Below are 15607 nucleotides of genomic sequence, written 5' to 3'. Positions count from 1 at the left end.
AAGAAAGCCTGTAGGAAACTGCAGGCTTTTCTTGTTTATAAGCTTTTTTATTTGTTGCTTGTGGATCAAGCCACGGGTGCTTTCTTCTAAAAGCTTTTAAAATTACCATCGATTTTTATAGAAACAATTATCAACGGCTTTCATCGTACGATCTTATATTTGGGTACCCTAATAACTTAGCTTATGATTGCAATTACAAATGGCCGGTTTTTTAATGAAGATCTCCTCCTTATCAGTAAAACCATCTTTATTGAAGATGGAAAGATTAACCGCATCACAAATGAAAAAATTCCGGCAGGATATCAAATTATAGACGCCGCAGGAGATTATATCAGCCCTGCTTTTATAGACCTCCAGATTTATGGTAGTGGAGGTGCACTTTTTTCAGCCTATCCTACAGTAGAGACATTAAGGCAGATGGATGAAGATCTGCTATCTAAAGGTACAACCGGATTTTTAGCCTGTGTGGCGACTAATAGCCCTGAAATAGTCTATCAGTGTCTGGATGCAGCAAAAGCTTACCGTAAGGAAGCTAAAGGCTTTCTGGGCCTACATCTGGAAGGACCGTATATTAATGAAAAACGGAAAGGAGCACACGTTGCAGCATATATTTATAAAGCCTCGCTTGAAGAAGTGAAACGTTTGCTTGATTATGCCGATGGAACAGTAAAAATGATGACGATAGCAGCAGAGCTTCAGGATGAAGAAGTAATCCGCTATTTATTGGACCAGGGTATCGTGTTGTCACTCGGACATAGTGATGCCGATTTTACCCAGGCTACGGCTGCTTATGATGCCGGATTTAAAACAACAACTCATTTGTTCAATGCAATGCCTTCTATCCACCACAGGGCACCTAATTTACCCGTAGCTGTATTTTGCCATCCGACTGCGATGGCAAGCATTATAGCCGATGGAACACATGTTAACCTGGAGATGGTAAAGATGACTTATAGGGTGATGAAAGACCGCTTGTTTCTAATTACTGATGCTGTGACGGAATGCAACATCGGTCCTTATCAGCACCAGCTAAAAGGTGATAAATTTGTTACACCGGATGGAACGCTTTCGGGTTCGAATATTACGTTGCTGCAGGCAGTTCAGAACTGTGTTCAGTATTGCGATATCAGCTTGTCCCAGGCTTTAAGGCTTGCCTCAGGAAATCCCGCAAGATTAATGGGCTTGTCAGATAAAAAGGGTTCTTTAAATGTCGGCAGTGATGCTGATTTACTGTTTTTATCCCCGGAACTAAAGCTGAATAAAGTTTTTGTAAAGGGTTTGCACATTTGAACCCTGATTAATTAAAACAAATAGTTATTTTTGGAGTCATGAAGTATAAACGGATCCTGCTAAAATTAAGTGGCGAATCGCTGATGGGCGAGAAACAATATGGTATTGATAATGAGCGCGTAAGGCAATATGCTGAAGACATTAAAGCTGTACATAGCGAAGGCCTTGAAATAGCAATAGTTATTGGAGGTGGTAATATTTTTAGAGGCTTGAGTGCTGAAAAGTCTGGCATGGACCGTGCACAAGCTGATTATATGGGAATGTTGGCTACGGTGATCAACAGTATGGCATTGCAGGATGCGCTGGAAAAAGTGGGCTTGAAAACCCGTTTACTGACAGCTATTAAAATGGAACAGATCTGTGAGCCATTTATTCGCAGAAGAGCAGTGCGTCACCTGGAAAAAGGCCGTGTGGTTATTTTTGGTGCCGGTACGGGAAATCCTTATTTCACGACGGATTCTGCTGCCGCGCTAAGGGCAATTGAAATTAAAGCAGATGTGGTATTGAAAGGCACCCGTGTGGATGGAATTTATACCGCTGATCCAGAGAAAGATCCAACAGCAACAAAATACAACAAAATTTCTTTCAAAGAAGTTTATGATAAAGGATTAAACGTAATGGATATGACAGCCTTTACTTTATGCGAGGAAAATGAACTTCCTATCATCGTTTTTGATATGAATAAAACAGGTAATTTCATGAAAATTGCCAAAGGGGAAGAGATTGGTACCCTTGTTAAAGGCTGATTCTAATAAATTTTATATTTTTGGTTAAATTTTACAAACATGAATGACCTCATAAAGAAACAATTACAAGATGCTCAGGCAAACATGGACAAAGCAATTGACCATTGTGAAGCTGAATTGACAAAAATCCGCGCAGGAAAAGCTTCTGCAGGGATGTTAGACGGCATCTTTGTAGATTATTATGGTAGTGCTACTGCTTTATCTCAGGTAGCAAGTATCAATACACCAGATGCACGTACTTTACTCGTTCAACCTTGGGAAAAAAACATGTTGGTGCCTATAGAACGCGCAATCATGGAAGCCAATATCGGAATCAATCCTCAGAATGATGGAATTGTGATCCGTTTGGTAGTTCCCCCTTTGACGGAAGAGCGTAGAAAGGAGCTTGTTAAAAGAGTAAAAGAGGAAGCAGAACGTGGTAAAATAACTGTTCGTAACATCCGAAAAGATGCCAACGAAAAGATTAAAAAATTAAAAGGCGAAAGCGTTTCTGACGACGAGATCAAAACCGGAGAAGCAGAAGTGCAGAAAATAACTGATGCATATATCATCAAGGTAGATAAACATGCAGAGGCAAAAGAGAAAGATGTAATGACGGTTTAAGGCCTGATTTATAATTTACTTGTAATTTAAAGGGAATGAGCGCAATGCTTCATTCCCTTTATTTATTTTTGGCTAGATTTAATTAAATGAAATTACTACTTCAATATCTGCAGCAACACAAATGGGTTGTTGCGTTGGCGCTATTACTAGCCGCTATAAACATTGGTTTTTCCTTATTAGACCCATACATTACCGGAAGGATTGTAGATGAGTTTATACAAAAGAAAGATATCTTGGAAAGAAGTGCATTCGTTTGGGGGGTACTTGGACTGATTGGCCTAAGCGTTGGTGCAGCCATGGTTTCCAGGATTGCCAAGAACTTTCAGGATTACTTTACAAGTATTATTGTTCAAAAGGTTGGGGCGAAGATGTATGCCGATGGATTGAAACATTCACTGGAATTGCCCTATCAGGTCTTTGAAGATCAAAGAAGCGGAGAGACCCTTGGCATTTTGCAAAAAGTACGCTTAGATTCGGAAAAGTTTATCACCTCTTTTATCAGTATTCTTTTTGTAAGCTTGATTGGGATGGTGTTTGTAATTGTCTATTCCGTGACAGTAAGTTATAAGGTTACCCTGGTTTATTTTTCTGCCATTCCGATCATTAGCTTTGTGAGCTGGTATCTGAGTAAAAAAATAAAGACAATTCAAAAGACGATTGTTGCGGAAACAACTGCATTGGCAGGCTCTACGACAGAGTCTTTAAGAAATATCGAGCTGGTGAAAAGCTTAGGGCTGGCCAATCAGGAAATTGAAAGGTTAAATAAAACCACGTATAAGATTTTAGGACTGGAGTTAAGAAAGGTCAAGTACGTGAGAAGCATGAGCTTTGTACAGGGAACAACAGTTAATTTTGTCAGGAGCACCATGGTCGTGGTTTTGTTAATCTTAATTTTTGAGAATACGATCTCCGCAGGTCAATACTTCTCTTTTCTGTTTTATTCCTTCTTTCTTTTTGGTCCTTTACAGGAATTGGGCAATGTCATCTTATCCTGGCGCGAGGCAGAAGTCTCTTTGGGAAATTTTAAAAAGATTCTGAGTACACCAATAGATCAGAAACCTTTGAATCCGGTAAGGCTGGATAAAATCACCAAACTGGCATTTGCTGACGTAAACTTCAGACACCTGACCGGCAAGCATAACGCCTTGAATGATATTAATTTTCATACGCATAATGGCGAGACGATCGCTTTTGTAGGGCCATCAGGCTCTGGTAAAACCACGCTGGTGAAACTGTTGGTTGGTCTTTATCAGCCAATGGAAGGAGATGTATTGTATAATGACATCTCAAGTAAAGACATTGACCTGGACCTGCTTCGGGAAAAGATCGGCTTTGTGACTCAGGACACTCAATTGTTTTCGGGAACGATTAGAGAAAACTTACAGTTTGTAAGGCCTGATGCAACGGATGAAGAGTGTTTAAGGGTAATGAAGCAGGCGGCATGTAACAACCTGTTGGCAAGGGCAGATAAAGGGCTGGATACAGTAATTGGAGAAGGTGGCGTAAAGGTCTCTGGTGGAGAAAAGCAAAGGCTTTCCATTGCAAGGGCATTACTCCGGAGACCGGATATTCTGGTTTTTGATGAAGCAACTTCTTCTCTCGATTCTTTGACAGAAGAAGACATTACAGCGACGATCCGTGATATTTCGGTACAGACGAACCATATCACTATATTAATTGCTCACAGGCTTTCTACGATTCGACATGCCGATCGCATTTATGTGTTAGAGAAGGGGCATATCATCGAACAAGGAAAGCATGAAGATTTATTGGCAGAAAATGGTCTTTACTATGCCATGTGGAGACAGCAGGTGGGAGAACGTAAAGACAACTAGTCTTTTTCAGTCGATGAAAGAATAAACCATATAAAATGCGATTGTTGTTTTGATGTTATCTCTGCTGATGCAGTCTTGCTATTCACAGACCAAAAAGATGGATGTCGAGCCTGGCTTCAGTAAAGAAAGTTCTGAGAAAAAAGGATCTGCATTTTCTTCATTCAAGTGGGCCGAACAGATATTCAGAACGGTCTTTATACAGAACCCACCCTTTTGAATAAAAAGGATTTGCAGGCTGTCGACTGGATCAGGTTTCGGGGCTTTAAATTTAACTAGAATGCCTAGGTTTGCTGGTCGTTGATTTCCTGCAAGGTTAACTTCATTAGGCTTTTTGTTTTCAAGTAGGTGATTCCCGCAACGAGGATGGTCATACTTCCGCCAAAAACAACGGCAGGCACAGTTCTCATCAGTTTTGCCGTAAGTCCGGATTCAAAGGCTCCAATCTCGTTAGAAGAGCCAATAAACATGCTGTTTACTGCAGATACTCTGCCCCGCATTTCATCAGGTGTGAGTAATTGCATAATGGTAGAACGAATGATGACACTGATGCTGTCAAAAGCACCCTCCATAAATAGGAATAATAAGGTCAGGTAGAAATTTTTAGAAAGACCATAACAGATAATGCTTGTTCCAAATCCGGTGACAGCAATGAGTAAATTTCTCCAGGGCTTGTTCATTGGAGAGAAGCGGGTCATGGCCAACATGGTAATTACCGCTCCGCTGGAAGCGGCCGCGCGCATAAAACCAAGTCCCTCAGAGCCAACTTTCAAGATGTCATTGGCAAATACGGGAAGTAAGGCTACCGCTCCTCCGAAAAACACGGAGAAGAGATCCAGACTCATGGCACCTAACATCATTTTATTTTTAAAGACAAAATGGACACCTTCGGTCAGACTTTTTACAATACTTTCCTTGGGAATATAAGTTGGTGGATGAGGCTTTAGAAAGAAGATACAAACCAATGCAATGGCGATAAAAGCCAGAATTACAGAATAGGTTGCTGTAATTCCATAAAACCCATAAATCAGTCCTCCGGTAGCCGGACCAAGAATAGAGGCGGCCTGCCAGCTTGAACTATTCCATGTACTGGAATTAGGATATAGTTTTTTTGGAACAATCTGTGCCATTAAAGAGAAGGTTGCCGGACTAAAAAAGCCTCTGGCAATACCAATTCCAAAAACCATCAGGTACATGATCGGGACAATATAACTGACAGGTACATAAGCATGCATCCGGTTGGTGGTGATCACTAGCATAATAAGTGAACAAAGAAATACGCCGGCAAATACTTTCAGTAACAATCCTCTTTTTTCAGATTTGTCGGCAACATATCCTCCATATAAAGCGATAGAGATTGCCGGGATGGCTTCGCAAAGCCCAACCAGGCCTAATGCTAATGGATCTTTCGTTAAATGGTAGATATGAAAGCCAATGATGACTGCCTGCATTTGATAAGCAAACGTAAAAAAGAAACGCATTCCAAGGTAAGACCGGAATTCCGGATATCGGAGGGCAGCGTAAGGATCGGGTTTTTCTATGATACCGGGACTATCCAAGAGAAAATTGTTTTAAACAAATGTAGGTTTTAGGATATCAATTCTGAAATGTAAATCAGATGTTTTCCATAATTATTTTGCTTAGTTCTGTAGATTTATTGACGACTATAAAATGCCCGCCGCCCTGAACTATTATACAACTCTTAATTGGAGAGATGGGGAAAACCCGGTCAGAAGTTCCATGGATATGAATGATGCTTTTTTGAGGATCAGGGTTTTTCCAGGTCATCAACCGATCTATAGCCCACAGCATAAACCGATTGTCTGTTTCTTTAATGATCTGATGTAAAAGTTTGGATTCTGTTTTGGATGTGGTACTAAAATAATAGTCCGCTGTAAGTACGTTACTCCATTTTAAAATTTTAGCAGGAAATAACCGGTAAATTTGACTGAATGATACCAGGGATAGCTGCCAGCTAAACTCATCCGGAGATTTGATACTGGAAATGAGTATTACTTTTTTACAGGCCTTAATTTTTGCAATTTCCTGGGCAATTATCCCTCCGAATGAAATTCCTACAAGAATAATATCCTGCGTTAAATCAATTTGTGCCGTTAACCGACTTGCATAGGATGTTAGCGATTCCTGAGTTTCAGGATCAATCCATTTGATGTAAACTTTTTCAATTCCCGGTAAATTAAGGAATTGGAAAACCCTTTCATCAGCACCTAATCCACTTATAAAGTATACTTTCATAATTAATGGGTTGAATTACTGCTGATGAAAAGTCCAGGTACTATTTTAACTGATCGTAAAAATCCAGATAAGCTTCCCTCATGTCTTCCGCCTGATTGATCGATGCCGATACGGCAATTCCGAAAATGCCGGTATTCATTAAAGGATCTACATCACTTAAAGTAATGCCTCCTACAGCCAGGACTGGTAGGTCAATAGATTTTTGTTTGAGGACCCTGATGGCCGTTTGGTATCCTTCTATACCAAGGAGAGGTGCATTGTTCGGTTTTGTTGTGGTGGTGTAAAAAGGTCCGAAACCAGCATAATCAGCACCTTCTTCAGCGAGCCTGATCAATCCTTCCAATGTGTTAGACGAGCCACCAATGGTAACTGCTTCTCCCAATTGCTCGCGAAGCTTCACAAAATTGGCATCCATATCTTCAATATGAAACCCTTGAATATCCGCTTTTCCATTCAAATGAATATGATCAGTAACGATTAGGGTAGCACCCCAATCGTCACAGATTTCAGCAATTGCATTGATATCTTCCAGAAGCTCTTCATCATTTTTAGTCAGACAACGATATTGGAGCCACTTTGCACCTGCTTCACAGGCTATCTGTGCCTGCTCGATATGGCTATGTTGATGAATGTCGTGTGTTATAAAATGGAGTTTTTCGATGAACTTCTTCATGTATGTTAAAATTTCAAATTTAGCGAAAGTAAAAAATTAGTTCCGGCCTGCGTGAAATAAAAGTTTTGTTTGGTTACATCTCCTTTGTACGCATAGCTATAGGTATATCCGTTGCTCTCATATTTCTTATTCAGAATGTTGTTAACCAAGAGTCCAAGGTTGATATTTTTAATTCCTTTTATTTTGAAATCATAACCCAGTCTGGCATTGTTTACCCAGTAGGCTTTCAACATTTTACTTTCACTTTGGGTATTGTCCATATATTGCTTGCTGACGTACTTACTTTGAAGAGCTGCAGCGAAGCCTTTAAATGGTTTATAGACCAGCTCTCCCGAGATTACGGCTGCTGGAGAAAAAGAGATATCAGGATTTGAATAGTTGGTAACGATTAGGTTGGTACTTTTGTCTTCTTCACTGTTTGCTATGTAATTCACATAGTTCTTAATTTTATTCCTGCTGAAAGCGGCATTCGCATTTACCGCGAACTTCGAACTGATCACATAAGACCCGTCAAGTTCAATTCCGATCCGATAACTCTTGTCTACATTCTGACGGTAAGCGTCAGAATATTCATTTACTTCTCCCGTAAAGATAAGTTGGTCTTTGTAGAACATCCCATACAGGTTGACACCTACATTGAGTGACTTGTCGCTAAAGCGGTAGCCTGCTTCCACATTATTCAATCTTTCCGGCTTTGGTGAAGGGAGACCTTTTTTCAGGTTCGTGAAATCATCACGGTTAGGTTCTTTATTCGCTACACTGAATGAAGTGTAAATATTACTTTGTTGATTCAGGAAGTAGGTCGCTCCAACTTTAGGATTAAAGAAATTGTAATCATTATTGAAGTTAATTGGCTCCACGTTTTTATCCAGGCCGCTGATATCGTAACTTACTCTTCTGTATTGCAGGTCTGCAAAAAGGCTTAACTGATCAATAGGGCTATAGTTTACCTTAAGATAGGTGTTGAAATCATTTTTATTTCCTTTACCATCATAATAATGATCCGTATTACTTAATCCAATTGGGAATTTAGACCAGATGACCTGCCCAAAATGTTTACCCCTATATTCGTTATAAGCCCCACCGAGGGTGAAGTTTAGGTTAGATTGAGGCTGATAGTTGAAGGCATAGGTTAGTCCGTAAAAATTATTGTCCAACCAGCGACGGCGAACAAGATCTGTCCGGTCTTTTAATTCCCCATCAACGATAACACCGGATAGCTTGTATTTTGAGTACTTATCTCTTAGTTTGAATTCTTCAAAATAACCCTTCCCATCTGTGTAATGCAATGCTCCGTTAAATGAAAACTGCTCATTAAATTGTTTGGCATAGATGGCCTGGTAGTGGTTCTGAGTATAATTGTCTGTTTGATCTTTATAGCTGAAAGGATTATATGTTCTGTTTCCTGAATTGAGCAGATGTTCCAGTTCTTCCGGTTTAAGGTCTTCATTGGCAGCATAATCTTTCATTCCCTGTACATCTCCTTTTAGTCTTGATTCAGGAATACCGCTCCATGCCTGGTAAGTTTTTTCTGTTCCGGAGAATACATTCAGCCTTAACAGTTCATTTTTTCCATGGTAAGCTCCGGAAAGGAAATAGGATTTCAAGGTGGAGGCTGCTCTGTCGATATAACCGTCAGATTTCACTCGTGATAGCCGCCCGTCGAAACTCCATTTGTTATCAATCAGCCCTGTTCCTACTTTGAAGGTGTTTTTAAGTGTATTGAAAGAACCGAACGTATTGTTGAGTTCTGCATAAGCGTTTTCTGAAGGAGCTAAGGTCTGGATGTTTAAACTTCCACCAAAAGCGCCAGCACCATTGGTTGAGGTACCAACACCACGCTGGATTTGTACATTTTCTATGGAAGAGGCAAAATCTGGCATATTTACCCAGAAAATGCCTTGACTTTCACTATCATTATAAGGAATGCCATTAATGGTCACATTGATTCTGCTCGCATCACTTCCTCTGATCCGTATTCCCGTATAACCTACACCGGCACCCGCATCTGAGGTGACAACCACTCCTGGAGTATTGTTTAAAATGAAAGGTAGGTCCTGTCCGAAATTATTCTGCTGAATCTCTTCCTTACTCAGGTTCTTATAAGTCGTTGCGGATTTTTCATTGGCACGTGTAGCCCTTACAATCACCTCATCGGCTAGAAATGCTGATGGATTTAAGCTGAAATTCAAGACCTGATCGGAATTTAGTTCGAGATTTTTTTCGACGGTTTGATAGCCAATAAAGCTAACTACCAATGTGTAATTGCCTGCTTTAAGATTTGTAAAATGATATTTTCCCTGTGAATCTGTAGTTGCTCCTGAAGATTTCCCTTTGAGGCGGATGGATGCTCCCGGTAATGCCTGATTTGATTTTTCGGATACCAATCCGGAAATACTGAACTGTGCCTTTGCTAAAACAGGCAGCAGCAACATAGCTAATGCTATGGTCATTAATCTTTTCAATTCTTTGATTTTTTAGTTAAACCACTGTAAGTAAGGGGCACTTACAGCCCAGTTAAACTCCATAACTCCAATCCCTCCGCCGGCATTATCCGGATCAGGTGCATATATCTGTTTGCAGATATATTGGGTATGCTCTCAGCCTGTTTTCGTGTTTTTTACAAAACAAGGCACCCCTTTTTGATGGGGTAAAGGTATTGATAAAAATTGAATAGCAAGGAACGCGGCTTCTATTATGGCTTTCTGAGGAAGGATTCCACCGATGAAATGGCATTGTTTAGTCTTTCTTCCTGTCCGTTGATCACGATGTAGTTTGCATTTAAGTTTTTTAATTCCTGATGCCATACCTGCATAAAGTGTTCTCTCTTATGTGGAAAGTCACGTAATGGATCTTCCTGCCATGGAAGGTCGATGTCCATGAGTAAGTATAAATCGTAGGTGTAGTTAGGCAACGCATCCAGTACCAGCTGAGGTGTTTCTCCAAAGACTTCATCACTCCAGATCTTGACCGTGATAAAAGTTGTATCGCAAAAGATCAGGTCTTTTTCTGCGATGGCTAGGACAGATTCTTCCAGTGCAACTTGCCCATGATACATGTTGATTTCGTCCTGTAAGTTGCAGGGTTCAGTTAAAGCGGCACAGTAATACCTTGCGTACTCAGGCACCCAAAGTGTTTTGTAATGTTTGGCGAGTTGCTTCGTAATTGTCGATTTTCCAGTGCTTTCAGGGCCAACAATGGCAATTTTCTTAATTTGTTTGTTCACGGTAGGTTTTCCTCCAGTCTAAATACCCTTTGACGGCTATAGCCACCAGGAATGCATAAAAAACAGCACTTAAATTTAAATTTTTATAAATATATAATGGGATATAGCAAAGGTCTACAATGATCCAGAGGATCCAGTTTTGAAGAATCTTTCTGGTTAGCATTAGTTGTGCTACAAAACTAAGAGCGGTACAAAAACCATCCTCATAAGGGACGTTCGTATCTGTACACCGATCAAGATAAATGCCCAGAATCACCGATAAGACCACGACAGATCCGGAGGCAATCCACCATCCTTTCGCTGATAAGTTGGTAACAGGCTTATCATCACTTTGTTTATTATTGATCCAAAAGTACCAGCCATATAAAGCGCTGCAAAGGAAATAAAACTGTAAGGCCATGTCTCCATACATGTTTGCATCATAAAATACCCAGGCGTAGGCAATAACACTAATGATAGAAATGGGCCAGCTGAGTACATTTTCCTTTGTTGCCAGATAAATGCAGATGAATCCGGAAATGACGCCAAGCCATTCCTGCCATGAAGTATGCTTAAACTGGTCGACAATCAACTGAAAAAAGGAAGATTCAAGAAGTAACATGAGCCAAAAGTAGTTATCCTAAAATTATTCGCGGCAAAAACATTTGTAAAGAAGCATTAGCAGGTTAAAGAAAACGGTATAAAAAAATCCGGCAGGGAAATGATTCCTGCCGGATAATAAACCAAACAAACTATTTATGAAGATTATCCTCTCAAAGAGGATTTTTTTATACTATTTTGCTGTTTTTGGTGAAGTGCTGAAGCTTAATGAAACTCTGACACTTACATCTGTAGCCGTATTGTCTCTCAGAACGTATTCCATTCTTATGCGCAAACTGGTACCTTTAACATAGTTATCTAGAAAACGTGAATTATCAATGTCTAGTACCAACCCGGATCCAATATTTTCCTGCACGTCACTTCTTGACGCTACCATGACCTCAGCTCCTTTGTCGTTAGTGACAAACAATTTGACGGATTTGAACATCCCTAAACTCCTGTTCGAAGGATTGCTGGCATCGAGTTTAGCAGAAGCAATTCTGATTTCTTTTACGTAATCTGTTCCATTTTGATTTCCAAAGACCTGGTCAAAACTCGTTGCCGCTGAGTTCGCTGAAATGACCGTATTACTTTTAGAAGATGCCGGGATGACTACTGTTGCAGTATAAGGAAAAGTTGATTTAATTAGAGATTGCACCGTAGCACAGCCAGCTAATAAGACTACTAAGGCAATTAAAGCCGGAAATATTTTTTTCATTTGCATGTGTGTTGTTCTCATTTGTTATATTGTGTGTTATTTTAAAAGCTCGATGATGAAGCTTATAACGGTATAGATTCTGCAAATGTTGTTCCAATTTGCGAATAGTCTGCATTTTCCGGATATTTTGAGATGAAGGAGATGAACTAAGCCGGAGTAGGCTTTGTTTGAGAAAAGCAAGGTTTTTTAAAACATATTGGGTTACTGTTTGTATTACTGGATGGAAACAATTAATAAACAGTAAGGTTAAACTAAAATTGATCAGGATGAAAAAGACAAGTTTAAATTTCATAGCAGTGTTAGGGCTCTCACTAGGTTTATTAGCATTTACCTCTATTCGGGAGGGAGGAATCCAGGGAAAAGTTACTCCTGCTGAGGGTGCATCTCAGGTACTGGCAGTTGTTGGCACCGATACATTAAGAGCTGCTGTAACTAATGGAAGCTTCGTGTTTAGCAAGGTTAAACCAGGAACTTATACGATTTTGGTAAAGGCAAATGTACCCTATAAAGATACTTCATTAGGGAACGTTGCGGTTACAGATAGTGCCACTACAGATGTTGGAGAGATCAAATTACTTCAATAATTGATGATGATAAATAAAAGGGCTATCGGTTAATTCTGATAGCCCTTTTTTATTTGAACGTTTTTTTTAAAAACACCTTATTTTTAATGTTCAAAAACGTAACTTTGCATCCCGACAGAAGAGTCGGGAATTTCCATACTTACCAGCACAGAAAATCTCAAGACTATTCTGGTCTTTTAGAACGCATTTTTTACCAATTTCACTTATATAACTTTAGACTTTTTAAAGCCTTATGCCTAAAGACACCTCCATACGCTCAGTATTAATTATCGGATCGGGACCTATTATCATTGGTCAAGCTTGTGAATTTGATTATTCAGGATCTCAAGCTGCCTTATCCTTAAAGGAAGAGGGGATTGAAGTTTCGATCATCAACTCTAATCCTGCAACCATCATGACCGACAAGGTGATTGGGGACAATGTTTACCTGTGGCCTTTAACGGTAGACTCCATTGAGCAGATTCTAATAGAACGTAAAATCGATGCAGTTTTGCCTACTATGGGCGGACAAACCGCTTTGAACCTTTGTAAAGAAGCAGAAGAACGCGGTGTATGGGAAAAATACGGAGTAAGGGTAATCGGGGTAGATGTTGCCGCGATTGAGAAAACCGAAAACAGGGAAGCCTTCCGTCAGTTAATGATTGACATAGGTGTTGGTGTAGCGCCATCCAGAATTGCAAACTCCTTCTTGGAAGGTAAAGAAGCAGCTCAGGAAATCGGTTATCCACTGGTGATCCGTCCTTCTTACACATTAGGAGGTTCAGGTGGAGGCTTCGTGCATAAAAAAGAAGAGTTTGACCATGCATTACAGCGTGGACTTGAAGCTTCTCCAACGCATGAGGTATTGGTGGAAAAAGCCGTATTGGGTTGGAAAGAATACGAACTGGAATTGCTGAGAGATAGCAATGACAACGTGATCATCATCTGCTCAATTGAAAACTTCGACCCAATGGGAATCCATACCGGAGATTCCATTACTGTAGCGCCGGCAATGACTTTATCGGATCGTTGCTACCAGGATATGCGTAACCAGGCTATTAAAATGATGCGCGCCATTGGTAACTTTGCTGGAGGATGTAACGTTCAATTCTCTGTAAACCCTGATAATGATGATATTATCGCTATCGAGATCAATCCAAGGGTGTCACGCTCTTCAGCACTGGCAAGTAAGGCAACAGGATATCCTATCGCTAAGATCGCTTCTAAGCTGGCCATCGGTTATAACTTAGATGAGATCGAAAATCAAATTACAAAAACAACCTCTGCTTACTTCGAGCCTACTTTAGATTATGTAATCGTAAAAGTACCACGCTGGAACTTTGATAAATTCAAAGGTGCCAATATGGAACTTGGATTGCAGATGAAATCTGTAGGAGAAGTGATGGCTATCGGCCGCAGTTTCATCGAAGCATTGCAGAAAGCTTGCCAGAGTTTAGAAATTGGCAGAGCCGGACTTGGTGCGGATGGTAAACATAACAGAAGCATTGAAGAGATCATGCACGGATTGGAGCATCCAAGCTGGAACCGCCTGTTCTTGATCAAAGATGCTATGAGTATGGGTGTTCCTTTGGAATCCATCCGTAAGGTGACCAGGATTGATAAATGGTTCCTTGCGCAAATTCAGGAATTGGTACATCTGGAAACAGAATTGAAAAGATATTCTTTGAACAATGTTCCTAAAGATTTCTTCTTCACACTAAAACAAAAAGGATTCTCGGATATCCAGATTGCTTACTTGCTTGGTAATGTGACAGAGGATGAGGTTTACGAACGCAGAAAGTCATTAGGCATCAGACGCGTTTATAAAATGGTAGATACTTGTGCTGCTGAATTTGCCGCACAAACCCCATATTACTATTCTACATTTGAAGAAGAGAATGAATCGACTCCATCTGATAGGAAAAAGGTGATCGTACTGGGTTCAGGACCTAACCGTATCGGACAAGGAATTGAGTTTGATTACTCTTGTGTACATGGCTTGCTTGCTGCAAAAGAGAGCGGTTATGAGGCGATTATGATCAACTGCAATCCTGAGACCGTATCTACGGATTTCAATATGGCTGATAAGCTATACTTTGAGCCGGTATTCTGGGAACATGTTCGTGAGATCATCGAACTGGAAAAACCAGAAGGTGTAATCGTTCAGTTGGGTGGACAAACTGCTTTGAAAATGGCAGAGAAGCTACAAGAGAATGGTATTAAGATCATCGGTACCGCTTACAATGACATGGATGTTGCTGAAGACAGGGGACGTTTCTCAGACCTTCTTAAAGAATTAGAGATCCCTTATCCGAAATATGGTGTTGCAGAAAATGCAGAAGAAGCGATCATTGTTGCTAAAGAAGTAGGATACCCGGTGCTGGTAAGACCGAGTTATGTGTTGGGTGGACAGGGAATGAGCATTGTAATCAATGATGAAGACCTGGAGAAAGCAGTAGTTAAGTTATTAGGAGATCTTCCAGGAAACCGTGTGCTGATCGATCATTTCCTGGACAGGGCAGAAGAAACGGAATCTGATTCTATTTGTGATGGTGATGACGTGCATATCATCGGATTAATGGAGCATATTGAGCCTGCGGGAATTCACTCCGGTGATTCGAGTGCAGTGTTGCCTCCATTCAGCTTATCTGAAAAGGTAATGAACGATATGGAAGTTTACTCAAAGAAAATTGCAAGAGCATTAAATGTAATTGGATTGCTGAATATTCAGTTCGCAGTAAAAGATGAAAAGGTTTATGTGATCGAAGCAAATCCAAGGGCTTCAAGGACAGTTCCTTTCATTGCCAAGGCATACGATGTCCCTTACATTAATATTGCTGCTAAAGTGATGCTAGGTGCAAACAAACTAAAAGATTTCACGATCGTGAGAAAGCTGGAAGGTTATGCGATTAAAGAGCCTGTATTCTCTTTTGATAAATTCCCTGAAGTAGCGAAGGAATTAGGTCCGGAGATGAAATCTACAGGTGAGGCCATCAGGTTTATTAAGAATCTGGAAGATCCTTACTTTAGAAAATTATATAAAGATAAATCGATGTATCTGTCGAAATAAAACGAAAAGGTCCCGGAAGGGACCTTTTCGTTTTAAATGAATGGCATTGTT

The 15607-nt window shown here is 40.3% G+C and carries 13 protein-coding genes; 6 read left to right on the top strand and 7 right to left on the bottom strand.

All coding sequences use genetic code 11. The features are described from left to right. The first annotated feature begins 183 nt into the window (after positions 1 to 183). The 4 genes from nagA to DBR43_RS14755 all read left to right on the top strand — a co-directional run bounded on the left by nagA (position 184) and on the right by DBR43_RS14755 (position 4474). Positions 184 to 1290: an N-acetylglucosamine-6-phosphate deacetylase gene (gene nagA, locus DBR43_RS14770; protein ID WP_124582035.1), complete on the top strand. Its 1107-nt coding sequence runs from the start codon at positions 184 to 186 to the stop codon at positions 1288 to 1290. 38 nt (positions 1291 to 1328) lie between these two features. Then, positions 1329 to 2036, top strand: coding sequence for a UMP kinase (gene pyrH / locus DBR43_RS14765; RefSeq protein ID WP_073231857.1), 708 nt, complete (start codon positions 1329 to 1331; stop codon positions 2034 to 2036). Between the two features lie 39 nt (positions 2037 to 2075). After that, entirely contained in the window at positions 2076 to 2639 is a 564-nt protein-coding gene (gene frr, locus DBR43_RS14760) for a ribosome recycling factor (protein ID WP_124582033.1), read from the top strand. Between the two features lie 86 nt (positions 2640 to 2725). Then, a complete protein-coding gene (locus DBR43_RS14755) occupies positions 2726 to 4474 on the top strand; it encodes an ABC transporter ATP-binding protein (RefSeq protein WP_124582031.1) in 1749 nt (582 codons plus the stop codon). A gap of 281 nt (positions 4475 to 4755) precedes the next feature. Here the strand turns inward: DBR43_RS14755 and DBR43_RS14750 are convergent, their stop codons facing one another. The 7 genes from DBR43_RS14750 to DBR43_RS14720 all read right to left on the bottom strand — a co-directional run bounded on the left by DBR43_RS14750 (position 4756) and on the right by DBR43_RS14720 (position 11944). Beyond that, entirely contained in the window at positions 4756 to 6030 is a 1275-nt protein-coding gene (locus DBR43_RS14750) for an MFS transporter (RefSeq protein ID WP_124582029.1), read from the bottom strand. Positions 6031 to 6085: 55 nt separating this feature from the next. Then, on the bottom strand, positions 6086 to 6727 hold the full coding sequence (locus DBR43_RS14745) for an alpha/beta hydrolase (RefSeq protein WP_124582027.1): 642 nt from the start codon (positions 6725 to 6727) through the stop codon (positions 6086 to 6088). 40 nt (positions 6728 to 6767) lie between these two features. Then, positions 6768 to 7400 (bottom strand): thiamine phosphate synthase, encoded by a 633-nt coding sequence (locus tag DBR43_RS14740; RefSeq protein ID WP_124582024.1) that lies wholly within the window; start codon positions 7398 to 7400, stop codon positions 6768 to 6770. Between the two features lie 5 nt (positions 7401 to 7405). Next, positions 7406 to 9853, bottom strand: coding sequence for a TonB-dependent receptor (locus DBR43_RS14735; protein WP_124582022.1), 2448 nt, complete (start codon positions 9851 to 9853; stop codon positions 7406 to 7408). A 242-nt stretch (positions 9854 to 10095) separates the two neighbouring features. After that, a complete protein-coding gene (locus DBR43_RS14730) occupies positions 10096 to 10626 on the bottom strand; it encodes an AAA family ATPase (RefSeq protein ID WP_124582020.1) in 531 nt (176 codons plus the stop codon). Then, positions 10610 to 11227 (bottom strand): nicotinamide riboside transporter PnuC, encoded by a 618-nt coding sequence (gene pnuC / locus DBR43_RS14725; RefSeq protein ID WP_124582018.1) that lies wholly within the window; start codon positions 11225 to 11227, stop codon positions 10610 to 10612. Before pnuC ends, DBR43_RS14730 begins: the two co-directional genes overlap by 17 nt. A gap of 171 nt (positions 11228 to 11398) precedes the next feature. After that, positions 11399 to 11944 carry a hypothetical protein gene (locus DBR43_RS14720; protein WP_124582016.1) on the bottom strand — a complete coding sequence of 182 codons (546 nt, stop codon included), beginning with the start codon at positions 11942 to 11944 and terminating at the stop codon, positions 11399 to 11401. Between the two features lie 245 nt (positions 11945 to 12189). On the opposite strand from DBR43_RS14720, the gene DBR43_RS14715 reads away from it, so the two are divergent. Both DBR43_RS14715 and carB read left to right on the top strand, forming a co-directional pair. Then, complete coding sequence (locus tag DBR43_RS14715) at positions 12190 to 12507, top strand: carboxypeptidase-like regulatory domain-containing protein (RefSeq protein WP_124582014.1); 318 nt, start codon at positions 12190 to 12192, stop codon at positions 12505 to 12507. Positions 12508 to 12739: 232 nt separating this feature from the next. Beyond that, complete coding sequence (gene carB / locus DBR43_RS14710) at positions 12740 to 15556, top strand: carbamoyl-phosphate synthase large subunit (RefSeq protein WP_124582012.1); 2817 nt, start codon at positions 12740 to 12742, stop codon at positions 15554 to 15556. The last annotated feature ends 51 nt before the right edge of the window (positions 15557 to 15607 follow it).

Origin of the sequence: Pedobacter sp. KBW06 (assembly GCF_003852525.1) — a bacterium.
GTDB lineage: Bacteria > Bacteroidota > Bacteroidia > Sphingobacteriales > Sphingobacteriaceae > Pedobacter.
This window is presented reverse-complemented; position numbering and strand designations above follow the sequence as displayed.

Coding starts and splice junctions, on each gene's coding strand:
- nagA (WP_124582035.1), top strand. CDS start 184: ATGATTGCAATTACAAATGGCCGGTTTTTTAATGAAGATCTCCTCCTT.
- pyrH (WP_073231857.1), top strand. CDS start 1,329: ATGAAGTATAAACGGATCCTGCTAAAATTAAGTGGCGAATCGCTGATG.
- frr (WP_124582033.1), top strand. CDS start 2,076: ATGAATGACCTCATAAAGAAACAATTACAAGATGCTCAGGCAAACATG.
- DBR43_RS14755 (WP_124582031.1), top strand. CDS start 2,726: ATGAAATTACTACTTCAATATCTGCAGCAACACAAATGGGTTGTTGCG.
- DBR43_RS14745 (WP_124582027.1), bottom strand. CDS start 6,727: ATGAAAGTATACTTTATAAGTGGATTAGGTGCTGATGAAAGGGTTTTC.
- DBR43_RS14740 (WP_124582024.1), bottom strand. CDS start 7,400: ATGAAGAAGTTCATCGAAAAACTCCATTTTATAACACACGACATTCAT.
- DBR43_RS14735 (WP_124582022.1), bottom strand. CDS start 9,853: ATGACCATAGCATTAGCTATGTTGCTGCTGCCTGTTTTAGCAAAGGCA.
- pnuC (WP_124582018.1), bottom strand. CDS start 11,227: ATGTTACTTCTTGAATCTTCCTTTTTTCAGTTGATTGTCGACCAGTTT.
- DBR43_RS14720 (WP_124582016.1), bottom strand. CDS start 11,944: ATGAGAACAACACACATGCAAATGAAAAAAATATTTCCGGCTTTAATT.
- DBR43_RS14715 (WP_124582014.1), top strand. CDS start 12,190: ATGAAAAAGACAAGTTTAAATTTCATAGCAGTGTTAGGGCTCTCACTA.
- carB (WP_124582012.1), top strand. CDS start 12,740: ATGCCTAAAGACACCTCCATACGCTCAGTATTAATTATCGGATCGGGA.